The sequence below is a fragment of the Rahnella sp. Larv3_ips genome (genome assembly GCF_003697865.1).
Classification (GTDB): Bacteria; Pseudomonadota; Gammaproteobacteria; order Enterobacterales; family Enterobacteriaceae; genus Rahnella; species Rahnella rivi.
The window spans coordinates 184,359-208,535 of sequence record NZ_MJIB01000005.1 but is presented as its reverse complement, the minus strand read 5'-3'; the positions used below and the strand labels follow the sequence as shown (position 1 = coordinate 208,535).

Sequence of the window (24,177 nt, the reverse complement as noted above, 5' to 3'; positions counted from 1 at the left end):
TGTTGCAGATGTTGGTACACCGCCGATGAATCCTGCGTTTTCCAGACCAGACCACTCAGCCCGAGCGGTGCCTGCCACAGGTCGGTGCGGGTGTGAGCATTACCCGGCTCGTAGCCCAGCAGTTCGAGATAATTATCGCCAAAAATCGCCAGATGATTACTGGAACCGAGCGAGTGATGGCCGCGCGGCGTGAGGTGAAAACCCAGCCTGCGAAATTGCTGTTCGGACTGATTCAGCTGCTCCGCAACGTTAATCACCACATGATCAAGCTGCGGGCGAAGAGAGTGTGAAGGTTGTGCTTCAGTCATTGAAGGGTTCTCCCAGCGTTAACATCAGACGGTTGGCCCAGGCGAAAAAGGCCGCGGACTGCGCCAGATCGACAATCTCCAGCTCATCTAAACCCTGTTCGCGCAGCGCTGCAATGTGCTGTTCTGTAGCGACCGGTGGCGTTGCGGAAAGCGCGGCAGCGAAATCAATTTCGGCCTGCCAGCGCGGAGACTGTTCTTTGCTGAGGATGCCGCCCGGCGGGGTGTCGATCAGGCGCTGGACGTCTTGCGTCTGTTTGGAAAGCTGGCTGGCTTTGCGCGCATGCACCGACGCGCAGTAAATACAGCCGTTGATTTTGCTGGCGACCGTCGCGGCCAGTTCGCGCTCTTTGCGCGGCAGGCCGCCGGAGGTGTAGAAAATGCCTTTGTCGGTCAGCGTGCGCTGTTCGAGAACCGGCAAATTGCGGCCTAACAGGCGGAAATAATCGGAATCGATATGGCCGAACTTCGCCAGAATCGCCTGCTGCGCTTCATCAAAATCTTCCAGTTTTTTCGCCGGGATCCACGGTTCCCAGCCGAGTTCTTCCTGGGTAAACGCCTGCGGTGCATCACGGCCGCTGTGGGTATTGGGTTCGGTACGCCAGAACGCAGCACCGACCGGTTTACTGCTGCCGTTCTCCACCGGTTTGCCGCCAATCAGCCGGTAGCTGCGCAGCACGCGGCTCTGGAAGCTGACGAAAGCGATCAGCTGAGACAGCGTGACAATCGCATCCACCGACCAGCCGGCTTTTTTCAGCGCCTGCAAATGTGCGGGCGTGGCGCTGGCGGGTTTGAAACTCAGACGTTCGCCGTGCGTCAGCGCAGCGTCGAGACGGGCGGTTTCGTCGATGTCCGGCAAATCCTGCAAGCGTTCGGAATAGTGATTGGTCAGTTGCGAATCACCGTGCCAGCGGGCGACGTTTTGCGCTAAACGCAGGCGCTCAGCCAGCGAAAAATCCACGCCATCCTGTTCAGTAAACAGCGCGTCATAGCTGCCCTGCGCGTGACGGGTGGCGGCGTCGCGGGTGTCGCGGGCCTGTTTCAGCGCAGAATCAGGGGCGATGTCAGCCAGTTTTTCCAGCAGGTCGGTCGAATAGGATGTCATAAGGTTTCCCGTGAAAATGAAGTATTGGCGGAAGAGGTGGAGACACTGCGCTGCGGCGTGCGGCGAACCCAGCCGAGCGCGGGCGCAACGTGACGGGCAATCAGTTCGATGGAACGTAAAATATACGGATGCGGCGGATCGATGGAGTGCACCTGAAACGCCAGATCGGTGACGCGGGCCAGCGCGGTATCGGCCTGCAACGTCGCGGTCACCTGCGCCGCCGTGCCGAGATGTACGTCGAAGGTGCGGATGTAATCGTCGAGCGTATCGCCCCTCACAATCTGTCCGCTGGCACGGTGATTTTCAGCCTGACGGCGTAAGCCTTTTTGCGCCAGCTCACGGGCTTCATCACCGTTTTCGGTGACGAACGCGGTACGCGAGCCCATGATGCGTGGCGCAACGCTTTCCGGCAGGGCATCGAGATAGGCATCAATAATCGGGTTTTGCAGCTCGTCGAGGCGTAAATCTGGCGCATCCGCCGGGCGTGGCTGGGTGCGCGAAAGCATCAGGCCGTCGCCGGATTTACCCGCACGCGCGCCGCCGTCAACGGAGAACGTTGCCTGCCAGACGCGGTTCGCCAGCTGCGGTGCCGCCGGATATAACCGGTTATCGGTGCCCGCCAGCGGTTCGCCGCGCCAGGCGGTGAGCAGGGTTTGCAGGTTATTGCCAAAGGCTTTGCCGCGATCCTGACTTTCCAGCCCGAACGGCGGGAATGACGTCGGCGTGCCGCCCGAGCCTAAACCGATTTCAAGCCGTCCGCCGGAAAGTAAATCCAGCACGGCAGTGTCTTCGGCGACGCGCAAGGCATTCTCCATCGGCAGGGTGATCACGCCGGTGCCGAGACGGATAAAGCGGGTATGTGCCGCCACCTGCGCGAGGAAAACCAGCGGTGCAGGCAGGCCGCCTTCGGCCTCGTGAAAATGGTGCTGCGCGACCCACGCGGAATCAAAACCTAACTGCTCGGCGTGAATGATTTGTTCGGTCGCCAGCCGGTAACGTTCCTGCGCGCTGGTGTTGTCCAGCAGGCGGGTGAAAAATCCAAGACGTTTACTGCTCATAATGTCCCTCTTTTCTTTTTTCATGTGCTGAATCAGGCGGCGCGGTGGCGGCCCGGGATTGCGTCGATCAATTGGCGGGTGTAATCGCTGGAAGGCAGGGCGAAAACGTCCTCAACGTTGCCGGAATCCACCTGCTGTCCGCGGTTTAACACCGAGACGCTGTGCGAGATTTGCCGGACGGTCGCCAGATCGTGCGAGATAAACAAATAGGTCAGGCCGAGGGAATCCTGTAACTGCGAAAGCAACGTCAGGATTTGCGCCTGCACGGTGACGTCGAGCGCCGACGTGGCTTCATCGAGGATCAGCACTTTCGGCTCTAAAATTAACGCGCGCGCAATGGCCACCCGCTGGCGCTGACCGCCGGAAAGCTCACGCGGTTTGCGGCTGAGTAATTCTTCCGGCAGCGCCACGCGGCGGGCGATATCCAGCACACGTTCACGGCGCACGGCAGCCGGGATTTTTTCGAAATTCAGCAGCGGTTCTTCGATCACGCTGAACAGCGTTTGCGACGGATCCAGCGAGGCGAACGGGTTCTGATACACCAGCTGGATTTTCCTGCGCAGCTGGCGCAGCGGTTCACCTTTCAGGCGCGTGATGTCTTCGCCGTCGATCAGCACGCGTCCGCTGTCCGGTTTCTGAAAACCGAGCAGAATGCGCGCCAGCGTGGTTTTACCGGAGCCGGATTCGCCCACCAGCGAATGCGTGGTGCCGCGCGGAATGCTGAATGACACGTGATCGACAGCGCGAAACGCCGCCTGATGTTTGCCGCCCAGCGTGAAATCATGGGTGATATTTTCCACCACCAGCACCGGATCTTCAGCCGCACGGATCTGGGCGCGGTGGCGGCCTGAAAGGGCAGGGACGTCGGCGAACAGCTGGCGGGTGTAATCACTTTTTGGCGTGCTCAGTACCTCGGCGGTGATGCCCTGTTCCTGCACTTTGCCGTGACGGAACACCAGCAGCCGGTCGGCGCGTTCGGCGGCAATCGCCAGATCGTGCGTCACCAGCAGAACGGCGGTGCCGAACTCGCGGCGCAGTTCGTCGATCAAATCCAGAATGCGTTTTTGCACCGTGACGTCCAGCGCGCTGGTGGGTTCGTCGGCGATGATCAGCGCCGGTTTCAGCGCAATCGCAATGGCGATCAAGACGCGCTGTTTCATGCCGCCGGAAAGTTCATGCGGATACTGCTTCGCCCGCTGTTCCGGATGCGAAAGCCCGACGCGGGAAAGCAGTTCCACCACGCGGGCGTCGCGCTGCGCACGCGGCAGTCGCTGATGGATATCGAGAATTTCTGCCACCTGCGAACCGATGGTTTTTACCGGATCCAGCGAGCTGGTCGGATCCTGCGGTATCAGGCTGATGCGCGCACCGCGCAGGGCGTCGAGACGGCGCTGCGACCACTGGCTGATGTCGGTGCCATTGAGGCGAATTTCGCCCTGTTCGATATGACCGTTTTCCGCCAGCAGGCCGATAATCGCCTGCGCGGTCGTGGTTTTCCCCGAGCCGGATTCACCGACCAGCGCCAGCACTTCACCGGCGTGAATCGAAAACGACACGTTATGCACCACCGCTTTGCCGTCGTAGGCGATGGAAAGATTGTCCAGTTCGAGAACCGGCGGAGCGTCATGCGTAAAAGTGGCCTGTGCGTTCATCGCGTTCTCCTGCGTAATGACTGGCTGATGCGGTTGGCGGAAAGCACCACTAACACCACCACCACGCCGGGGAAGGTGGTTAGCCACCAGGCGGTGGAGATGTAGTTACGGCCTTCGGCAATCAGCAAACCCCATTCCGGCGTCGGCGGCGGCGTGCCGTAACCGAGGAAACTCAGGGTGGAAATGGCGAGAATGGCGCTGCCGAACTGCAATGCGGAAAAGGCGATCACCGAGGTCAGCGAGTTGGGCAAAATGTGCCGCCACAAAATGGAGAAGAAGGAACCTCCGCTGCCGTACGCCGCTTCGACGTAATCGCTGTGACGCACCAGCACCACTTCGGCGCGTGCCAGGCGGGCGAAGTTGGCGACCGACGTGACACCGACGGCGATAGCTGCATGCACCGTGCCGAAACCAAGCAAAATAATCACGCTCAGCGACAGCAGCAGGCCGGGAATTGACAGCAATACGTCGTTGATGCGCATGACGATGGCGTCCACCAGACCGCCGGTCGCGCCCGCCGCCAGCCCGAGCGCAGTGCCGAACACCAGCCCGAGCGCCACGGCGACCAGCGCGCCGGAAAGCGAATGCGACGCGCCGTAGACAATGCGCGCGTACACATCGCGGCCAAGCTGATCCGTGCCCAGCCAGTGTCCGGCCTGCGGGGCCAGACGCTGCGCACCGGCAATCCCTTCGGTGCCGCTGTAGCTGGTGAATAAGCCGGGGGCGATCGCCCATAAAATCACGGTCGCCATCACCAGCCACGCGAGGATCAATCCCGGTTGCAGGCGGGCGGGTTTCCAGCGGCGGCGCTGTGTGAGCGGTAATGAAAGCGTGCTTTTGCCAAGCGGTAAGCTGCTCATGCGGTGGCTCCCCGTGAGTTTTTAGACGCAGACGCTTTGAGACGCGGGTCGAGAAGCGGATACAGCAAATCGACCACTAAATTGATGCCGACGAACGCGGCGGCAGAAATCACCACAATCGCCTGAAGCACCGCGACATCCTGATTATTCACCGCCTGCTGCGTGAGTTGCCCGAGGCCGTTAAGCCCGAACACCGTTTCGGTGATAAGCGCACCGGCAATCAGTTCGCCAAACAGCAAACCGGCAATGGTCAGCGCCGGAAGCAGGGCGTTGCGCGCCACATGACGCCACAACACGCCGCTGCGGCTGGCCCCTTTGGCGCGGGCGACGGCGACGAACGGCTGGGTTTGTACCTGATCAATGCTGCGGATAAGGATCTGCGCCAGCGGCGCGGAAATCGGTACCGCCAGCGTAATAATCGGCAAAATCAGCCCGACCCATTCACCCGGATTAATCACCGGGATCCAGCGCAGATGGAACGAAAAGAACTGAATCAGCGCGATGCCCAGCCAGAAGGTCGGAATGGAGATAAACAGCGACGGCAGCGCCTGTAAGGCATTTTTCAGCCAGCCGAAATGCAGCAGGCTGGAGAGAAACGCCAGCGCAAAGGCCACCACGGCGGCCAGTGCAAAACCGATCAGCGCCAGACGCAGCGTCGGCGGGAAGTTGCTGCTGAGTAATTCAGTCACCGGTACGCCAGCCTGAATCGAATAGCCCAGATCCCCGCGCAGAAAATTGCCCAGCGTATGCAGATATTGTTGCAGCAACGGCACATCTGCGCCGTACGCGGCACGCATATCGGCGATTTGCGCCGGGCTTAATCCCATGTCCGGATTCTGAAATTTAATCAGGATCGCGTCGCCGGGCAGCACCTGCAACAAGATGAAGGAGACGGTAAACGCCGCCCACAGCACCAGCAACGCCTGCCCGAATCGACCGCTCACGTATCGGCTCATGATTTACTCCCCGTCAGTTAATGCTTTTCCAGCCACGCGCCGTAGAAGCTCGGACGCCCGACCGCTTCAAAGCTCACGCCTTTGAAATAGGGCGCACCGGCAAACACCTGCGGCTCTTCGAAAATCGGAATGACATAGGCCTGATCGAGCAGGTAGTTCTGCACGTCGCCGGTCAGTGCCAGACGTTTTTTCGGATCCACTTCGGCAGAAATGGCCGTCAGCAGGTCGTTAAGTTTGTCGTCGCGGAAGCTTTTCACCTTGCTGCTCAGGCCGCCTTTTTGCAGCAGCGCATCACGGTTAGTCGGGTAGAAAGAGCTTTTGATGACGTCAGGATCGGCGCGTCCCACTTCCACCACGTTAGCCGGGGTTTTCTCCGGATCGAGGTTATCCGCCACGCGGCTGCCCGCGTCGCCCGCCAGAATATTGAGCTTCGCGCCGACCTGGCTCCATTGCTGCGACACCAGCTGCAACACCTCTTTGTTCTGCGGCTGTGGCAGCGATTCATAGATAGTCAGTGACAGCGTTTTGCCGTCTTTCTGGCGGATACCGTTCGGGCCCGGTTTCCAGCCCGCTTCATCAAGCAGTTTTTTGGAAAGCGTCGGGTCGTAAGTCAGTTTGTTGCTCAGATCAACATAACCGGCCGCGGTTTTGGCAATCACCGAGGTGGCCTGCGGGTAGTTTGGTGAGAACAGCGTATCGACCACCTGTTTGCTGTTGGTGGCGTGCAGCAGCGCCTGACGCACTTTCAGGTCAGACACCAGCGCGTTATCGGGGCGGAACGAAATGCTGTCGTTGACGCCTTTGGTTGGCGCGGCATAAATCGGGAAGTTCTGGTCTTTGGCCTGTTTCTCGTCATAAGCCTGAACCTGACGGATGAAATCCGCCTGACCCGCCAGCAGTGCGCCGATACGCACGCTGTCTTCGCCGGTGACGATCACTTTGATGCCGTCGAGATTGGCGCGGCCCTGCTGTTTGAGGTTTTTCGGCCCCCAGTTGTAATCTTTACGCGCGGTCAGATCGACTTCTCGCCCAAGCGTTTCTTTGCTGACCACGAACGGGCCGGAACCGATGATGTGCGTGGCATCGCCCAGCGCATCAAAATTGCGGTCCAGCGTGCTCAGCGATACCAGCCCGGAGCCAATCGTCGCCGTGCCCTGCAGGAAGCCCGGCGAGGACTTTTTGAAATAGAACTTCACGGTCAGCGGATCAATCACTTCGCTGTGGTCGTAGTTGTTGATGACTTCAGACACCGGCAGGTGGTGCTCTTTGTTGCCCAGACCGTAGGTATCAAAGTTTTTAGCCACCGCGCTGGCATCGAGCGGCGTACCGTCGGAGAAGGTCACACCGGGACGCAGCTTGAAGGTGTACTCGGTTTTATCGGCGTTGAAGGACCAGGATTCGGCGATCCAGGGTTCAATCTCCAGCGTTTTCGGGTTCTGGTAGGTCAGTTTGTCGGTGATCTGATTGAGAATGCCGCCGTTCGGGTAGAAGCCGCCTGCGGGCGGATACAGGTTGGTATGCGCCTGCTGCTCAAGATAAATCAGCGTGCCGCCCTGAACCGGTGCGCCGTCAGCGGCGATGGCGGAAAACGTGCTGGTGAGAAGTGCCCCTAAAGCCAGTGCGCGGGTGATCGCGTTTGCCCGGCGAATGTTTTGCATAGTTAAACCCTTTTTCTTATTAGCAGATGAATCACTTTTCCGTTCGCATAGAACGAAAGTGCTGGACCCATAACAAACCAATTTAAAGGGCAGGTGAACGAAGGAATTTAGCAATGGTTAGCTGGAAACGGCATTAGGGGGAACGGGCGGGAGGCAGAAAGAAAAAAACCAGCGGCTAATCCGGACGGGTGGACCGGCTAACCGCTGGCGATCATCAAAAATGATGAGCTAAGGAGAAACTGAGGTCGTCAGTGATCTTTTAATGCAGCTTCTGTGCCAGTTTTTATTTCCGGCTGTGTTTTGACCTGCTGGCTGCGACTCAGGAAGGCATTAAGCAAAATCGCGCCGAAGGTCGCCGTGCCGATGCCGCCCATGCTGAAGCCGCCGAGGCTCAGGGTAAAGTTGCCTGCGCCCAGTACCAGCGTGACCGCGACCATGATCAGATTGCCGTTAAGCCCCAGGTCCACCTGGTTTTGTACCCAGATGCGGGCACCGGCCACAGCGATTAATCCAAACACCACAATTGACGCGCCACCGAGCACCGGCCCCGGAATGGTGTGGATCAGTGCACCAAATTTGGGCGAGAAGCCCAATACAATGGCAACTATGGCCGCCGCGACAAAAATCAGCGTGGAGTAGATCTTGGTCACCGCCATCACGCCGATGTTTTCAGCGTAAGTGGTCACACCGGTACCGCCAGCAGACGCTGAGAGTAAGGTTGCCAGACCGTCGCCGACGAACGCGCGGCCCATGTACGGGTCGAGGTTTTTGCCGGTCATGCCCGCTACCGCTTTAATATGGCCGAGGTTTTCGGCGACCAGAATGACCGCCACCGGCGCAATCATCAGCATGGCGTGCGAGCTGAACACCGGCGTGGTGATCGTCGGTAAACCAAACCACGGCGCCTGTGCCACGGCGCTGAAATCCACCGGCGCGCCCAGCCCGAGGCCGTTGGTGATCACCATATAAATCAGGTACGCCGCTACCAGCCCGAGCAACAGCAACAGGCGCTGCACCAGACCCCTGGTGAAGACCGCCACCGAGCCGATACAGAGTATGGTCATCACCGCCATCCAGCTGTCAAAAGACGATGCCGACACGCTGTTAATGGCAATCGGCGCCAGATTCAGGCCAATCGCCATCACCACCGCACCGGTCACCACTGGCGGCATCAGGCGTTCGATCCAGCGCGTGCCGACCGCCATCACCACAAAGCCGATCAGCGTGTAGACTACGCCGCAGGCAATAATCCCGCCCAGTGCCACGCCGATATTCGGGTTTGCGCCGTGGCCGCTGTAGCCGGTCACCGCAATCACCAGCCCGACAAACGCGGCGCTGGAACCGAGATAACTGGGCACACGCCCGCCAACAACAAGGAAGAACAACAGGGTGCCGATGCCTGACATCAAAATCGCCATATTGGCGTCAAAACCCATGAGCAATGGCATTAAAACGGTGGCACCAAACATCGCCACCGTATGTTGCAGCCCCATGATCACCGTCGATCCAAACGGCAGCCTTTCATCCGGCGCGATCACCGCGCCATCCAGATTACCTTCTCTTTTACGCCATTGTGGAAACCAGGAGGTATTTGCCATGCTGTAAGTCCCTAATCAGGTTGAGTTAACAGGCTGTCTGACGCATCAGCGGGTGATAGCGCCGGTCGAAATACACCAGTCCGTGGCTGTCGTCGTTACGTCGTAATGCAACGGCTTCACAAAATAAAATGTCGTGCGTACCGACGCTGGTAATTTGCGTGACCTTGCAGTCAAACGACACCAGCGCATCGGTGAGGATCGGGGAGCCGGTGGCGAGACGCGCCCATTCGGCGGCCTCAAAGCGTTGCTCCATCGGTGTTTTGCCGCCGAATAAATTGGACAGCGACTCATGGCAGTCTGCCAGCGTGTTGACGCACAGCACCTGATTCTGGGTAAATGCCGCGTGCACCGACGCCGAGCGGTTCAGGCACACCAGCAATGTCGGCGGCGTATCGGTGACGCTGCACACGGCAGAGGCGGTAAAGCCCGCCCGCCCGCCGGGGCCGTCGGTGGTGATAATGTTGACGGCGGAGCCGAGGCGCGCCATCGCATCGCGATACTCTTGCTTTTCAACAGCGGCTTGTTTTTCAACGGCGGCTTGTTTCTCAATAGCGGCGTTTTTATCAACGGCAGCGAATTTTTCAGCAACAGGCGTATCGGTTGCTGACAATGTGGCGTTCAGGGTTGATGGCATGGTCTGCTCCTCAGAATGAATCAGTGTGCTTACAGCACGCGACAGGCGCGGTCGAAATCAAGGCGCGGCGCGCGCGGATAGACTTTGCTGCTGTCGCCGTAACCGATGTTGATCAGGAAATTGGATTTCCAGCCTTCCTGCGCCAGAAAGGTTTCATCGACCTTCGTGTTGTCAAAACCGGACATCGCGCCGGTGTCCAGCCCGAGCGAGCGACAGGCCATGATCAGATACGCGGCCTGCAAACTGCTGTTGCGAAATGCGGTGTCGTGCGCCAGTTGCGGGCTGGAGGTGAACCACGAACGGGCATCGCCGGACGGGTAGAGCTCGGGCAGCAGTTCGTAGAACGCCGGATCCCAGGCAATGATCGCCGTCACTGGCGCACTCATGGTTTTTTTCAGATTGCCGCTGGAAAGCGCCGGAGCCAGTTTAGCTTTGGCTTCCTGACTCTGAATAAATACGATGCGCACCGGGCTGCAGTTTGCCGAGGTCGGCCCCATGCGTGCCAGTTCATACAGCGTTTTCAGCTGTTCGCCGGTGACGGGTTGATCCAGCCAGCCGTTGTGGGTGCGGGCTTCGGTGAATAACGTTGCCAGTGCGCTGGCGGTTAATGCTTCGGCCATGATGTCTCCGTGGGCAGGTGGCCGGACGGCGTGGCAGGGTTTTGCGATGAATGCCGCCTCAGCCAGTCCAGTAAAATCGGGTTAAAGGTTTCCGGGTCGGTCACGCTCATTGCGTGGCCGCCGTAAAGCATGTGGATGTGCTCGCCGTGAGGCAGGCGGGAGGCGAGATCGGCAGATTGCGACCACGGCACCAGCAAATCATCTTTACAGCTGAACGCCAGCGTCGGGGCGATCACCTGCCCGAGCGATTCCGTCAGGTCGGAAGCCATCAGCGCCTGCAGGCGGTGCAGCAGGTTTTCCATTCCCTGAAAATGCGCCACCTGATGCTGGCGCTCTTCCTGCAGTAAGGCTTCATTTTCAGAAAGCCAGTCGCCCGGATACAGAAACAGCGGCTGCGCCTGCACGTAGGCATCGACGCCGCTGTTGAGCAGCAAATTCTGCCGCACTTCAAAGCAGCGGCGGGTCTGGCTGTCGAGCTTCGTCCAGCCGTTAATCACCACCAGGCTTTGCAACAGCGCCGGATAACGCAGGGCAAGATGCAGGCCGATAATGCCGCCGAGCGCGTGCCCGACTAAATGGCAGCGGCTGATGTCCAGTTCATTGAGCATGCCCGCCAGTTCGTCGGCCATGTCTTCCATCCGGTAACCGGCGGGCACCGCGCCCTGACTGACGCCGGTGCCGTGCTGGTCGTACACCACCACGCGAAAATGCTCTGCCAGCATCGCCAGTTGTGGCTGCCAGAAGCCGCCGGAACCGCCCAGCCCCGAGGAGAGCACGACGGTTTCTGCATTCGCCTCTTTCTTACCCAATACCTTGTAATACATGCTGTTTCCTCAGGGTTTCAGGACGTGGCGGATCATTTGCCGATATGTGCTATCGAGGCGATTTCGATCAGCGCATCCGGTTTTACCAGCCCGCACTGAATGCAGAACCGCGCCGGTTTTTCGCCCGGAAAGTATTCGGCGTAAACCTGATTCACTGCGCCGTAGTTCGCCCAGTCGGTGATGAAAATCGAGTTCATGGTGACGTCATCCATCGTGCCGCCCGCGGTTTCGATCACGCTTTTGATGATCTCCAATACATGGCGGGTTTGCGCGGCAGCGTCGCCGATATGCACCACGTTATTGTCTTTATCAAACGGCAATGTACCGGAAACGTACACCACGCCATCGGCGAGGGTGCCCGGAACAAAAGGTGCCAGCGGAACGCCGCTGCCAGCCGGAATAATGGCGCTTTTAGGCATGGTTACTCATCCTTTTCAGAAAGCGGTCAGGCCGCGTTTTGTTCAGTGTTATAGCCCACCGCGTCGCAGAAATTGCGTACGCTGGACACCCAGCCAAAGAAGGTTTCAATGTTATAAATCGCCGCTTTCTGGGCGAATTCCGGCCCGGCCTGATGGGTCGCGTCTTCCAGCACCACGCCGAAATATTCGAGGAAGAACCCGTCGCGCAGGGTGGATTCGACGCACACGTTGGTGGCAATGCCGGTGAACACCAGATGATGAATGCCGTAACTGCGCAGCAGGCTGTCGAGCTGGGTATTAAAGAAGCCGCTGTAACGCGGTTTGGGCAGCACAATGTCGCCCGGCTGCGGCTGCAGTTCATCCACCAGGTCATAATCCCAGTCGCCTTTCGCCAGCAGTTTGCCCATCAGTTCAGGCCGTTTACGCATGGTTTTCAGCGCATTGGATTTGTGGAAGTTCGGCGAACCGGCGCCTCCGGCTTCGACGTACTGATTGTCCCAGCCGTTCTGGAAGAAAATCACTTTGATCCCGGCGGCGCGGGCGGCAGCAATCGCCACTTTGATATTGGCAATCACCGGCGCGGTGGCGGAGACGTCAAAACCGGCCAGATCCAGATAACCGCCCTGTGAGGCGTAGGCGTTTTGCATATCCACCACAATCAGCGCCGTTTGCTGCGGCGTAAACGCAATGGCTTCAGGGCGTGCTGTGAGGATCGTTTCCTCGCCGGTATTTTGGGGTTCGCGGCGGACCACGGTTTGATTCTCAACAACGTTCATCATGCGACCTCTTTATGCCCGATGCCGATGTGCTGGCGGGTTTTCATTAATGGCTGAATATAACGGCCAAATTTTTCAATGCCTTCCACGAAATCGTCAAAGGTCAGCAGCACGCCACCGGCGCCGGGGACGGTGTCGATTTCGTCGAGCATTCTGGCGACGCTGGCGTAAGAACCGACCAGCGTGCCCATGTTGATGTTGACTGCCGAAGTCGGGTCAGCCATCTGGCGAACGTTGGTATCGGCTCCGGATTTGGTGTCTTTGCTGCTCTGATCGGTGAGCCACGCCAGGGCATCCGCGTCGGCACCGGATTTATACAACTCCCACTTGGCGCGGGCGGCGGCGTCGGTTTCGTCGGCAATCACCATAAACAGCACGTAAGAGGAGACGTCGCGGTTTTCAGTTTCGGCCGCCGTTTTCATGCGCGCGGCGGTCGGCGCAAAGGCGGTCGGGGTATTGACGCCTTTGCCGAAGCAGAAGTTGAAATCGGCATGTTTGGCGGAGAAGGCCATACCGGCATCGCTTTGTCCGGCGCAGATGACTTTCATTTCGCTCTGCGGACGCGGGCTGACGCGGCAGTCGTCCATTTTGAAGAATTCGCCGTCCAGCGTGCAGTGGCCGGTGCCCCACAGGTCGCGCAGCACGCTGACGTATTCGGTCAGGTAGTCATAGCGGCGGGTGAAATAGTCATCGCCCGGCCACATGCCCATTTGCTCGTATTCCGGTTTCTGCCAGCCGGTGACGACGTTCACACCGAAACGGCCATTGGAGATGGAATCAATGGTGGCGGCCATGCGCGCGACGATCGCCGGTGGCATCACCAGCGTGGCGGCGGTGGCGTAAAGCTGAATGCGCGACGTCACGGCGGCAAGACCGGCCATCAGCGTGAACGACTCCATGTTGTGTTCCCAGAATTCGGTTTTACCGCCGAAGCCGCGCAGTTTGATCATCGAAAGCGCGAAATCAAAATGATAGTGCTCCGCTTTCTGCACGATGGTTTTGTTCAGTTCGAAGGTTGGTTTGTACTGCGGCGCAGTTTCTGAAATTAACCAGCCGTTGTTGCCGATAGGAATAAAGACACCGATTTTCATAGCTCACCTCGATTGAAAATAATAAGTACCAAAACAAGGGCTTGCGAAAATCTCTGCGCGGCTTGAGTGCGTCCTGCGGGTTCCGAATTGCACCGTGCTGAAATCTCCTGACGGGAGAACTATTGCAAAGGGGATGCCAGTTTTTTAATTCTTATTATTTTCAGTGGGTTAAAAAGGATGCATACAGGCAGGTGGAGCAAATGGTCTGTTTCAGACCATTTGGTCAAAACAAACTGCACATAAATCAGGCAGGAATGTGCGGAAATGGTGCAAATTTGTTAAATTTATAACCCTTTGTGGTTATCTGATATTAGATGGTTTGTTGCTTTCATCATCCCGATGCATAGCGATAGTCGCTGGTATCCCCATTTGTTATGATTTCTGCCTTGCCGTTTGTCTCAGGGAGACATTGTGAAGCCAATGGATGAACATCCGCTGTCAGCCGTCGGGGAAAGTAAATCCCGTAAAGCCACGGCGAAAGCCCCCACCCGCCGCTCGCGTGCCGTCGCCGCCAAACGGGGCAATATCATGGCCGCCGCGCTGGAATTTTTTTCGTTGTACGGTATTCATGGCACCAGTCTGGATCAGGTGGCAGAACGCGCCGACGTGTCCAAAACCAATCTGCTCTATTACTTCCCGTCGAAAGAAGATTTGTATATCGCGGTGCTGAAAGGGCTGCTGGATATCTGGCTGGCGCCGCTGAAAGCCTTGCAGTCGGATCAGCATCCGCTGGAAGCCATCCGGGAATATATCCGCCTTAAGCTGTGTGTTTCGCGCGATCACCCGCAGGCGTCAAAGTTGTTTTGTCTGGAGATGGTGCAAGGTGCGCCGCTGCTGAAACAGGAACTGGGCGGCAGCCTGAAAACGCTGGTCGAAGATAAATCAGACGTGATCCGCGGCTGGATAAAAGCCGAATTGATCGCGCCGGTTGACCCGATGCAACTGATATTTATGCTGTGGGCAACCACGCAGCATTACGCTGATTTCGGGGTGCAGGTGGAAGCCATTACCGGCAAAACGCTCAACGATCCTGACTTTTTCGAGCAGACCGTGAGTAACGTGCAGCGCATTATTACCGAAGGCATACAGCTTCGGGCTTAAAGAGGTCAGGATGGATTCGGTATCACAATTAGTATTGGGCGCGGCGGTTGGTATCGCGGTGATGGGCAAACGCACGCCGGTGTGGAAAGCGGCGCTGGCAGGCGCGGTGTGCGGCACCTTGCCCGATCTCGATGTGTTTTACGATCACGGTGACGCCATCAGCAATATGACAATGCACCGCACGGAAAGCCATGCGCTGTTTTATCTGACGCTGATTTCGCCGCTGCTGGCCTGGCTGATGGCAAAACTGTTCAGCGCCGGGCAGCATTTCAGGCACTGGTGGGGCGCGGTCTGGCTGGCATTGATCACCCATCCGCTGCTGGATCTGATGACTGTGTACGGTACCCAGCTCGGCCTGCCGTTCACGAATTATCCTTTTGCGGTCGGCAGCATTTTTATCATCGACCCGCTCTATACGCTGCCGTTGATCATCGGCGTCGGGCTGGCGCTGTACCGCGAGCAGCAACGCGGGATCATGTGGAATAACGTACTGCTGGGCGTCAGTTGTTTATATCTGGCCTGCACCGTGGTCGAGCAGCATCAGGTGACGCGCCACGTGGGCGAGGAACTGCAACGTCAGAACATTGAAAGCACGCAGGTACTGGTGACGCCGACACCGCTCAATACGCTGGTATGGCGGGTTGTGGTGATGAATAAAGACAGTTACGGCGAAGGTTTTACCTCGCTGCTGCACCCGGATTCGCCGATCCGTTTCCGCTTTTATCCACGCGGTGAAGCCCTGTATGAAGCGCATAAAGATAACGCATTTATGGCCCGCGTCGCCTGGTTCAGCCACGGGTTCTTCAGCGTAAAAGAGCAGGGCGGGCATATTCTGGTCAGCGACTTACGCATGGGACAGGAGCCGGATTACAGCTTTGTGTTCGATCTCGGTGACATAAAAGCCGGTGCACCGCCCGAGCTGCCGGTGAAAGTGGCCTCAGCCAGACCCTCGGCCACAAAAATGTGGCAACAGTTCAGGCAGGCGCTGGACGTTGAGTGATCCGCACTACAAAACAAAGGAGCCAAAAGGCTCCTTTGTTACATCAGGACATTGTTCAGGCTTTCCGGCAGCGCAACCAATATCCGATACCCAAAATGACAAACCACAATGGCGTGACGATCAGCGCCTGACGGGTGTCATCCTGCAGGGTCAGCAGCACCAGCACGCAGGCAAAGAACGCCATACAGACCCAGCACATCACTTTACCCAGCGGCATTTTGTAGATTGACGCTTCGTGCAGTTGCGGACGTTTACGGCGGTAGACCAGATAAGAGCAGAGGATGATGGTCCAGACGAACATAAACAGAATCGCCGAAACGGTGGTCACCAGCGTAAAGACGGTCATCACGTTTGGGATCAGATAAATCAGCACCACGCCGCCAAGCAGGCAGATACAGGAGAAGGTCAGGCCGTTTGACGGCACCGCGCGAGATGACAGTTTGCCAAACGCCTTCGGCGCATTGCCTTCCTGTGCCAGGCCGAACAACATGCGGCTGGTGGAGAACACGCCGCTGTTAGCGGACGACGCCGCCGACGTCAGCACCACAAAGTTGATGATGCTCGCCGCCGCCGGAAGACCGGCCAGCACGAACAGTTCAACAAACGGACTTTTATCGGCAACCACGTGGCTCCACGGCGTGACAGACATAATCATGATCAGCGAGAACACGTAGAACATGATGATGCGCAGCGGGATGGCGTTGATGGCGCGTGGCAGTGATTTCTGCGGATCTTTGGTTTCGGCCGCGGTGGTGCCGACCAGTTCGATACCAACAAACGCGAACACGGCTATCTGGAAACCGGCGAAGAAGCCGCTGACGCCTTTCGGGAAGAAGCCGCCGTCATTCCACAGATTGCTGAAAGAGGCGACGGTGCCTGCGGGCGTCTGGAAGTGGGTCAGTACCATCACCAGCCCGGCAATAATCAGCCCGACAATGGCGACGATTTTGATCATCGCGAACCAGAACTCCATCTCGCCAAACATTTTTACGGTAGCGAGATTCAGGCTGAGTAACAGCAAAACGCATAACAGCGAGGCTATCCACTGGGAAAGTCCGGGGAACCAGAATTGTGCGTAGGCGGTGATCGCCACCACGTCCGCAATGCCGGTCACCACCCAGCAGAACCAGTAGGTCCAGCCGGTGAAATACCCGGCCCATGGGCCAAGCAGATCGGCGGCAAAATCGCTGAAGGATTTGTATTCGAGGTTGGACAGCAGCAGTTCGCCCATCGCGCGCATCACGAAAAACAGCATAAAGCCGATGATCATGTAGACGAAGATGATAGACGGACCAGCCAGGCTGATGGTTTTTCCGGAGCCCATAAACAGACCCGTACCAATGGCGCCACCGATGGCAATCAGCTGAATATGCCGGTTGGAGAGATTGCGACGCAGACCTTCCGCGTTCTCTTCCTCCGGCTTAGCGAGGATTTTTGACTCTTCTTGCATGTTGTATTGATTCCTGTTTTTTTGCTTTTTGCGTATGAACTCCGCCATATCGCCTTTATTTCAACAAATTATGTTTTAAACCGTTGTTAATTTGACCGGCGCTGGAACGACAGCGACGGGCTGACGATGTAATAGTAATGTTAAGCGCGCATTTATTATAACGGGCATGAAAAATGCCAATCGAAGAAATGTATCGTAATTTTTACATCGAGGATAACCGCGTGTTAAATAATCAGATGAGCGTGACTGCGGGGGAATAATAACGCTTTTAGGTGTGATGGGCTTCACAAATTTACGCGAGAATAACGGCAAAGAAAGTAAGGATAAGCGTTTGACATCACCGCTCAAGAGGCGAATAATCCGTCCCGTTGGGTCGTTAGCTCAGTTGGTAGAGCCGTTGACTCTTAATCAATTGGTCGCTGGTTCGAACCCAGCACGACCCACCAACATTCAGTAAATCAACGTGATAGTTTTCCCCTCCGAGTTTTAATTTTTATCCCTCTGCATTTTTTCTTCACCCTTTCAGCAGGCAATGCCTGAAAAAAATCATGCCGTCTTTATCACGTATAAATAAGCGCTGAGCGTGAACGTTAATTGTAAATCGTGGAATAAGATTATTTGTCGTGTTGACGCGAAATACAGAGGGGGAAATAACGGGGAGCGGTGCGTCAGGCCTCAATGTCTGAGGCCGGAACATTCTCTTTCGGATAGAAAAAATTAATACATAATTGTCGTATTAGGCTTATTACCATTTTTAAGTTGTTTTTGTACCCGCATGCACAGGCTGAAAATCAGCAGGTGAACGTGAGTGATAAAAGCACGTTCTTCGGTAAACTTGCTGCTGCGGAAAACCACCATTTCTGAACGGTTTTGTTTGGCCACCAGCAGCTCAATGCCTTTTTCGCGGAACTCGTCTTCATACGTCTTTACGATCCCGGCGGGTGCGATAAGTGTGTAGCTGTACATAGGTGTTTCCTGAATCTGAAGTGAACGTCGGGTCGGATAACTCTTAATTAGAGTATCAAATACGAGTGGGCGGTGATTAGCAATTCGGGTGGCTGATTTTCGTACGAACATCACAGATTTGTCCCGGTTTTCAGGCTTCTCATTCCTGCCTGCCGAACTCCCACCGGTTTTTGTTGCCCGCGCCGCGCACGCTGCTATCATTCGTGCATAAACTCAGGGAGATAACGATGAAAAAAACACTGGTGGCCTTGGCTGCTTTACTCTTAGCCGGGTGCGCAAGCAATCCTTATGAACCGACCCTTCAGGTCAAATCCTCTTTCGCCAATGCCAGCACCAAGGCACCGGAAGGGCAAACGCACATCAGATTGCATCGCATCGATCAGTGGTCAATGATCCCGTTTGAAAAAACCTGCCCGCTGATTGTTATTCTCGATGGTCAGACCGTGGCTTCGCTGCATTTCAATCAGTTCGTGGACCTGAATGTGCCGAATGGGATGCGCAAGGTTGAAGTCCGTCTTGCCTGCGCGCTGACCAAAACCACCGGTGCCATCACAGTGGATGCGAAGGGGCAGAGCGTTGATCTTGAAACTGACCGCAGCATTTTTGGCACCTACAATATTCGTCTTAAAAGCGGGCAGTAACCGCTCAGCAGAGGATATAAAAAAACCGCCGCGGCGGTTTTTTTGTTTCTGAGGCGAAGGGCACAATCAAATATAAGGTTTCGACCATTCCAGAATCTGATCGTGTTGCAGCGGACGCGAATAGTAAAACCCTTGCACGGAATCACATTGCAGCTCTTCCAGACAACGCAGCGTGTCATTGTCTTCCACGCCTTCGGCGACCACGTGATAGCTGAGCGCGTGCGCCATATCAATCATCGATTTCACGATGACTTTGCTTTTACTGTCGCGGCTGATGCCCTGAATCAGCGACTGATCCAGTTTGAGGGTATCCGCCGGTATTTTTTGCAGGTAATTCAGGTTGCTGTAGCCAGAGCCGAAATCATCCAGCGCGATGCTGATGCCCATGTGACGCAGGGCGTCGAGGGAGGCAACGGCGTGAGGATTATTCATCAGTGTCTGGGTTTCCAGACACTCAATTTCCAGCATGGAGGGCGAAACCTGATTCAGGATCAACGCGGTATGAATGCGCTGAACCAAATCCTGTTCCACCAGGTTATTGGCGGTCAGATTAATCGATACCTGAATTTGTGCACCGCGCTTTTGCCACTCGGCAATCTGCCTCACCGCCTGCGTAATCACCCAGTTCGTCAGCGGAGTGATAAGCGGCGTTTTTTCTGCCAGAGGAATAAATTCTGAGGGAGATATGATGCCGAGCGTCGGATGATGCCAGCGGATTAACGCTTCGACGCCGTGGAATTTTTTATCCGCCAGCCGGATTTTTGGCTGATAGAGCAGATGGAAATCCTCACAGGAAGACACCGTCGCCATCAAATCATTGAGCAGATTAAACGCACGCAACTGAATCACATCAGATTCGTGCTGGTACGGCATCACCAAGCGGTTGTGGCTTATCGCCTCATGCAGCGAAGACATGCCTTGTCGCATGATGGTTTCGGCGCACTCAGCGGTGGACGAAAATACCGTGTAACCGGCGTGGAGGCGCACGTTAATCGGGATGTCGCTGGTAATGCTTTGCTGAATTTTGGTCGCGGCGATTTCCAGTTGTCTGAACGTTTCTTCCTGTTCATCCAGCCGTTTAATAAGGGCGAAACGCCCGAGCATCAGGCTGTAGACTTTGTCGTTCTCATTGAGCTCCGTGCGCAAAAATGATCCGACATCTTTCAGAATATTTTCGACTTTCGGAATGCCGATCGCACGGCCGATATCGTAGGCATACAAGGTGTCGAGCGTGTCGATCAGAATCAGCAAATAAGGCGTGTGATCAGAGGCTTTGATAAGCGTTGCGATGTCTTCCATCAATCGCTGGCGATTGGGCAGACGGGTCACGATATCCGTAAAACCGACGGAGCTGCGTGATTCAATAATATCGATGACGATGGCCGCGAGATCGGACAACATCTCGATCTCCTGCACGGTGAAATCGCGCGGCTGATTATCAATCAGGCACAGGCTGCCGATGGCAAACCCTTTGCGGGTAATCAGCGGCGCACCGGCGTAAAAACGCATACCTTTTTCGGCGGTGACCAGCGGATTGTCACTGAAACGCGGATCTTGTTCCGCATCGTTCACCACCATCACGGAGGCAGAGCGAATGGTGTGATCGCAAAAGGCGATATCACGCGCCGTCTGGCTGATGGCCATATTGGTCTTTGATTTGAACCACTGGCGATGTTCGTCCACCAGGGTAATCAGGCACATCGGGATATCAAAAATCTGTTGGGTAAGGCGGGTAATCAGATCAAGCACTTCATCCGGATTGCTGTCCGCAATATTGAGGTTTTGCAGCGCCGAGAGCCGTTTTTTTTCGTTTAGATTCAGAACCCTTTTCATTCTGTACGACCTCTGATCGCCAACCTGGACGCGTTTAGTTATGCACTATAGCGTGAGTCTCATTCATTTATCATTTTCTTTTGTCCGTTTTGCGAGGGTTGCTGTCAGTTAGTCAGGCGCAGAAAGATAGCGTTTGCGTACTATGGATTTAACACAAGATTAACGCTGCCCACATGATAAAAGGAGAATCGTATGTTAAACGACCCGTCGCAAAAATATCGCCCCTTCCCGCAGGTGAATTTACCCGACCGCCAGTGGCCGGGAAAGGTACTCGACAAGGCTCCGCAATGGTGTTCAAGCGATCTGCGTGACGGCAATCAGGCACTCGCAGAACCGATGGATAATGCGCGTAAACGTCAGTTTTTTGATTTGCTGGTGAAATGTGGTTTTAAGCAGATTGAGGTGGCGTTTCCTTCGGCTTCGCAAACCGATTTCGATTTTGTTCGCGGGCTGATTGAAGACAAATTAATTCCGGATGACGTGGTGATTCAGGTGCTGACACCTTCGCGGCCAGATCTGATTGCCCGTACTTTTGAAGCGCTGAAGGACGTACCGCGCGCAATCGTGCATTTATATAACGCCACTGCGCCGGTGTTTCGCGAAGTGGTTTTCAATCAGGATCAGGCAGCAACGCGGGATCTGGCCGTTCGCGGCGCGCAGCAAATCCGTCAGCTTTGTGAGCAATATTCACAGACCAATTGGACGTTTGAATATTCCCCGGAAACCTTCTGTTTTACCGAACTGGAGTTTGCGCTGGAAGTGTGCGAAGCGGTAGCCGATGTCTGGGAACCGGGCACGTCACGGCCAATGATCATTAATTTGCCGGCCACCGTCGAAGTCAGCACTCCGAATATTTATGCCGATCAGATTGAATGGTTCTGCCGTCATTTCAGCCGTCGCGGGCAGGTTTCCATCAGCGTGCATCCGCATAATGATCGGGGAACCGGCGTCGCCTGTGCCGAGCTGGCAATGCTGGCGGGTGCCGATCGCGTCGAAGGCTGTCTGTTTGGCAATGGCGAGCGCACCGGGAATGTGGATATCGTGACGCTGGCGCTGAATCTCTATACGCAGGGCGTCGCGCCGCAGCTGGATTTCAGCAATTTACAGGCGATTGTCGAGGCGGTGGAAGAGTGTAATCAGTTGCCGGTTCACCCGCGCCACCCTTATGCCGGTGAGCTGGTGTTTACCGCGTTTTCCGGATCGCATCAGGACGCCATCAAAAAAGGCTTTGCTGCGCAGAAAACCGCAGAAAATGCGGTGTGGCGCGTGCCTTATCTGCCGCTTGATCCCGCGGATGTCGGTTGCAGTTATGAAGCGGTGATCCGCGTAAACAGTCAGTCTGGGAAAAGCGGTGCGGCATGGTTACTCGAGCAGAATCATGGCCTGAAACTACCGCGCGGCCTGCAAATTGATTTCAGTAAAGCCGTACAGAGGGATACGGATACGCACGGCAAGGAAATGAGCACCAGCGATATCTGGCGGCTGTTCCGTCAGCGTTACGGCCTGACCGAGCAACCGGTGGTGAAACTGCTGAGTTATGACATCCGCAGCGATGAGCAGAACGTTTGTCATTTCAACGCACGTATCCGTTACCGTAATGAAGAGCAGAATATTACCGGCAGCGGCAACGGGTTGTTGTCCGGCGCAGTGGATGCGTTACGCCGTAGTTACGACATTCAGCTCGAGATTGGTGATTATCACGAGCATACGTTAGGGCATCAGAGCCACAGCCGGGCCGTGGCTTATGTGAGTTGTCAGGGTAAGCATGGGGAAACGTGCTACGGCGTGGGCATCGACAGTGATGTGTCCAGCGCCTCTTTGCAGGCGCTGTTTAATGCGGCGGGCGGGATTCTGGCTGACTAAAATACTCACTCGGCGAAACGCCCAGTGAACGACGAAACATTGCACTGAAGGCGCTCGGGCTGTCATAGCCGAGCGCCAGCGCCACATCAATCACTGAATTTCCTGCCGCTAATTGCTGAAGCGCCTCAAGCAATTTAGCCTGACGCACCCAGTCACTGAAACGCAGACCGGTTTCGCGCTGAAAACGGCGGGAAAGCGTGCGGCTGCTGATGTTGAGGCGTTGCGCGACATCCTCCAGCTCCCATGATGCACTCAGATCACTGCAAATATGCTGGCTCAGCGCCAGCAGTTCCGGCTCTTGCGGTTCGGGTAAATGCAGCGGCAGCGTCGGCAAGAGACGCAGTTCATCAAGCAGTAATTCCATGATGCGTTCATCACGGCCACCGGGCAGGTAGTCTGAAGGAAGCGTCAGCGAGACGAGAATGAGTTCACGCAGTAGCGGAGAAATCTGCACCACCTGACACTGAGCCGGTAAATCGGCGCGTGCCAGCGGATCGACGAAGAGAGTGCGGGCTTTTACGCCCCCGATAAAACGCAGACTGTGTTCAACGTGCGCGGGTAACCAAACGCCGCGCCCCGGCGGAACCATCCAGGTGCCGAGCGCGGTATGCACTTCAACAACGCCACACAACGTATGGATCAGTTGCGAGCAGTTATGGCTGTGCGCAGGTTCGCTGTCGCCATGCTGATAATCAATGGCCAGCGGCACAATGGCCTGATACGGGGCGAGAACGTTATAATGCATGAATCAGTGATGTTTCTGGTTCTTAGCGTCTTCAACAGCCTGTTTTGCTTCTTCTGCCGCCTGTTGAATTTCTTCTTCAGTCAGTTGTTCTGAAACTTCAATCAGTTCTGCAAGGCCGTCACTAACGTGAACGTCGTCAGCTTTACTTTTGTTTTCTTTATTATTTTCGCTCATAACCGTTGTCCTGATGAAATGATAAGAGGGCGTAATTATAGCAGATTTCGTGCGGGGACGCGCTGGAAAGGCGGAGTCCGTCGGGCGACAGACTCCGGAAAAACATTACTGGCGGTAAGCGAATTTGATTTGTTGCAGGGAGTTTCTGAAGATTTCTGCCTGTTGTTCATCTTCCATCTGCGCAGCGTATTTTTCCATGTTCAACATGACCTTACCGGCATCAGCCTGACCGATAGCTTTCAAAATCAGGGTCAGAGTGGCTTTCAGGCAGGCAACTTCTGTCGCCAGGGTTTCAACGTTTGCTTCAGTGGTAAAATCGCAGTTACTCATTATTTCTCCTCAGGCAGGCTGCAAGGCAGCGCTCCCGACTTTATACAGTAAAAAGAAGGGGGTATTAACAGGTTGACCCGAAAGGGCGGGGTGCAAAGTGACAGCATTTTAGCATAGTCGCAGGTTTTAGGGCACTGACAGGGCAGGCGCGGGTTAAAAGGAGGGGGCGATGCAACATTTAGCGAAACGAATAACGTGAGATAAATCCATTTCCCGGAAGTCAGTACAGAATACTAAACATATTTGGAACAGGACGTTTCGCATGTAAAAAGCTAAGTTTATTCTTATAAAAACCGCGACATTTCGTGCTATTGCAAATAATCATTGGGTATATCATAGATATATGAAATTGATGCTTTGCTGATTTAATCACCTTTCTTTAAAACACGTTATTTGAACCCAAGGAATGGTGAATACATTATTTTTTACAGGAAAAAAGATGTAGCTTGATACAGACCTTATTGTTTGATTCAAAATGCTTTTTTTCTGTATCATTAATACAGGTGATGGCAGTTCTC

The 24,177-nt window shown here is 55.7% G+C and carries 24 protein-coding genes and 1 tRNA gene; 5 read left to right on the top strand and 20 right to left on the bottom strand.

Annotated features, from left to right (window positions below; all coding sequences use genetic code 11):
- The 14 genes from ED901_RS09690 to rutA form a co-directional block, all read right to left on the bottom strand.
- The coding region (locus ED901_RS09690) for a VOC family protein (protein ID WP_162997848.1) at positions 1–308 on the bottom strand (308 nt) is incomplete at its 3' end.
- Positions 301–1,410, bottom strand: coding sequence for an alkylhydroperoxidase domain protein (locus ED901_RS09685; RefSeq protein WP_122095778.1), 1,110 nt, complete (start codon positions 1,408–1,410; stop codon positions 301–303). The genes ED901_RS09685 and ED901_RS09690, both read right to left, overlap by 8 nt.
- The gene (locus tag ED901_RS09680; protein ID WP_122095777.1) at positions 1,407–2,468 is read right to left on the bottom strand and encodes a putative FMN-dependent luciferase-like monooxygenase; all 1,062 of its coding nucleotides are present in this window, start codon (positions 2,466–2,468) and stop codon (positions 1,407–1,409) included. Before ED901_RS09680 ends, ED901_RS09685 begins: the two co-directional genes overlap by 4 nt.
- Positions 2,469–2,500: 32 nt before the next feature.
- The gene (locus tag ED901_RS09675; protein WP_122095776.1) at positions 2,501–4,120 is read right to left on the bottom strand and encodes an ABC transporter ATP-binding protein; all 1,620 of its coding nucleotides are present in this window, start codon (positions 4,118–4,120) and stop codon (positions 2,501–2,503) included.
- Entirely contained in the window at positions 4,117–4,980 is an 864-nt protein-coding gene (locus ED901_RS09670; RefSeq protein ID WP_056778557.1) for an ABC transporter permease, read from the bottom strand. The genes ED901_RS09675 and ED901_RS09670 overlap by 4 nt, the downstream gene beginning before the upstream one ends.
- Complete coding sequence (locus tag ED901_RS09665; RefSeq protein WP_122095775.1) at positions 4,977–5,936, bottom strand: ABC transporter permease; 960 nt, start codon at positions 5,934–5,936, stop codon at positions 4,977–4,979. The genes ED901_RS09670 and ED901_RS09665 overlap by 4 nt, the downstream gene beginning before the upstream one ends.
- Positions 5,937–5,953: 17 nt before the next feature.
- Positions 5,954–7,594, bottom strand: coding sequence for a TIGR04028 family ABC transporter substrate-binding protein (locus tag ED901_RS09660; RefSeq protein ID WP_122095774.1), 1,641 nt, complete (start codon positions 7,592–7,594; stop codon positions 5,954–5,956).
- A gap of 248 nt (positions 7,595–7,842) precedes the next feature.
- Positions 7,843–9,192, bottom strand: a complete 1,350-nt coding sequence (rutG, locus tag ED901_RS09655) for a pyrimidine utilization transport protein G (protein ID WP_122095773.1) — start codon at positions 9,190–9,192, stop codon at positions 7,843–7,845.
- 25 nt (positions 9,193–9,217) lie between these two features.
- The gene (gene rutF, locus ED901_RS09650; RefSeq protein ID WP_240993906.1) at positions 9,218–9,826 is read right to left on the bottom strand and encodes an NADH-dependent FMN reductase RutF; all 609 of its coding nucleotides are present in this window, start codon (positions 9,824–9,826) and stop codon (positions 9,218–9,220) included.
- A 29-nt stretch (positions 9,827–9,855) separates the two neighbouring features.
- A complete protein-coding gene (locus ED901_RS09645; RefSeq protein ID WP_122095772.1) occupies positions 9,856–10,446 on the bottom strand; it encodes a malonic semialdehyde reductase in 591 nt (196 codons plus the stop codon).
- Positions 10,431–11,270 (bottom strand): pyrimidine utilization protein D, encoded by an 840-nt coding sequence (gene rutD, locus ED901_RS09640; RefSeq protein ID WP_122095771.1) that lies wholly within the window; start codon positions 11,268–11,270, stop codon positions 10,431–10,433. The genes ED901_RS09645 and rutD overlap by 16 nt, the downstream gene beginning before the upstream one ends.
- 32 nt (positions 11,271–11,302) lie before the next feature.
- Positions 11,303–11,689 (bottom strand): pyrimidine utilization protein C, encoded by a 387-nt coding sequence (gene rutC, locus ED901_RS09635; RefSeq protein WP_056778574.1) that lies wholly within the window; start codon positions 11,687–11,689, stop codon positions 11,303–11,305.
- A gap of 26 nt (positions 11,690–11,715) precedes the next feature.
- Positions 11,716–12,468, bottom strand: a complete 753-nt coding sequence (gene rutB / locus ED901_RS09630) for a pyrimidine utilization protein B (RefSeq protein ID WP_200930309.1) — start codon at positions 12,466–12,468, stop codon at positions 11,716–11,718.
- The gene (gene rutA / locus ED901_RS09625; RefSeq protein WP_122095770.1) at positions 12,465–13,556 is read right to left on the bottom strand and encodes a pyrimidine utilization protein A; all 1,092 of its coding nucleotides are present in this window, start codon (positions 13,554–13,556) and stop codon (positions 12,465–12,467) included. The genes rutB and rutA overlap by 4 nt, the downstream gene beginning before the upstream one ends.
- 411 nt (positions 13,557–13,967) lie before the next feature.
- On the opposite strand from rutA, the gene rutR reads away from it, so the two are divergent.
- Both rutR and ED901_RS09615 read left to right on the top strand, forming a co-directional pair.
- Positions 13,968–14,657, top strand: coding sequence for an HTH-type transcriptional regulator RutR (gene rutR / locus ED901_RS09620; RefSeq protein ID WP_122095769.1), 690 nt, complete (start codon positions 13,968–13,970; stop codon positions 14,655–14,657).
- Between the two features lie 10 nt (positions 14,658–14,667).
- The gene (locus ED901_RS09615; RefSeq protein WP_122095768.1) at positions 14,668–15,657 is read left to right on the top strand and encodes a metal-dependent hydrolase; all 990 of its coding nucleotides are present in this window, start codon (positions 14,668–14,670) and stop codon (positions 15,655–15,657) included.
- 55 nt (positions 15,658–15,712) lie between these two features.
- Here ED901_RS09615 and cycA read toward each other — a convergent pair whose 3' ends face one another.
- Positions 15,713–17,107: a D-serine/D-alanine/glycine transporter gene (gene cycA / locus ED901_RS09610; protein ID WP_122095767.1), complete on the bottom strand. Its 1,395-nt coding sequence runs from the start codon at positions 17,105–17,107 to the stop codon at positions 15,713–15,715.
- A gap of 370 nt (positions 17,108–17,477) precedes the next feature.
- Between cycA and ED901_RS09605 the strand changes: the two genes are divergently transcribed.
- A tRNA-Lys gene (locus ED901_RS09605) sits at positions 17,478–17,553 on the top strand.
- A gap of 271 nt (positions 17,554–17,824) precedes the next feature.
- Here the strand turns inward: ED901_RS09605 and ED901_RS09600 are convergent.
- Positions 17,825–18,073: a hypothetical protein gene (locus ED901_RS09600; RefSeq protein WP_056778590.1), complete on the bottom strand. Its 249-nt coding sequence runs from the start codon at positions 18,071–18,073 to the stop codon at positions 17,825–17,827.
- Positions 18,074–18,300: 227 nt separating this feature from the next.
- Between ED901_RS09600 and ED901_RS09595 the strand changes: the two genes are divergently transcribed.
- Positions 18,301–18,714, top strand: a complete 414-nt coding sequence (locus ED901_RS09595) for a hypothetical protein (protein WP_056778592.1) — start codon at positions 18,301–18,303, stop codon at positions 18,712–18,714.
- A gap of 66 nt (positions 18,715–18,780) precedes the next feature.
- On the opposite strand, the gene ED901_RS09590 is transcribed toward ED901_RS09595, so the two are convergent.
- On the bottom strand, positions 18,781–20,547 hold the full coding sequence (locus tag ED901_RS09590) for a GGDEF domain-containing phosphodiesterase (protein ID WP_122095766.1): 1,767 nt from the start codon (positions 20,545–20,547) through the stop codon (positions 18,781–18,783).
- Positions 20,548–20,739: 192 nt separating this feature from the next.
- Here ED901_RS09590 and leuA point away from each other — a divergent pair, with 192 nt between their 5' ends.
- Positions 20,740–22,410, top strand: coding sequence for a 2-isopropylmalate synthase (gene leuA, locus ED901_RS09585; RefSeq protein ID WP_122095765.1), 1,671 nt, complete (start codon positions 20,740–20,742; stop codon positions 22,408–22,410).
- Here leuA and ED901_RS09580 read toward each other — a convergent pair.
- From ED901_RS09580 to ED901_RS09575, 3 genes are all read right to left on the bottom strand, one after another.
- Positions 22,379–23,155 (bottom strand): helix-turn-helix transcriptional regulator, encoded by a 777-nt coding sequence (locus ED901_RS09580; RefSeq protein WP_122095764.1) that lies wholly within the window; start codon positions 23,153–23,155, stop codon positions 22,379–22,381. The genes leuA and ED901_RS09580 overlap by 32 nt on opposite strands.
- Positions 23,156–23,158: 3 nt before the next feature.
- Positions 23,159–23,329: a hypothetical protein gene (locus tag ED901_RS25090; RefSeq protein WP_162997847.1), complete on the bottom strand. Its 171-nt coding sequence runs from the start codon at positions 23,327–23,329 to the stop codon at positions 23,159–23,161.
- Positions 23,330–23,434: 105 nt separating this feature from the next.
- Positions 23,435–23,659 (bottom strand): DUF2594 family protein, encoded by a 225-nt coding sequence (locus ED901_RS09575; RefSeq protein ID WP_056778602.1) that lies wholly within the window; start codon positions 23,657–23,659, stop codon positions 23,435–23,437.
- Positions 23,660–24,177 lie beyond the last annotated feature (518 nt).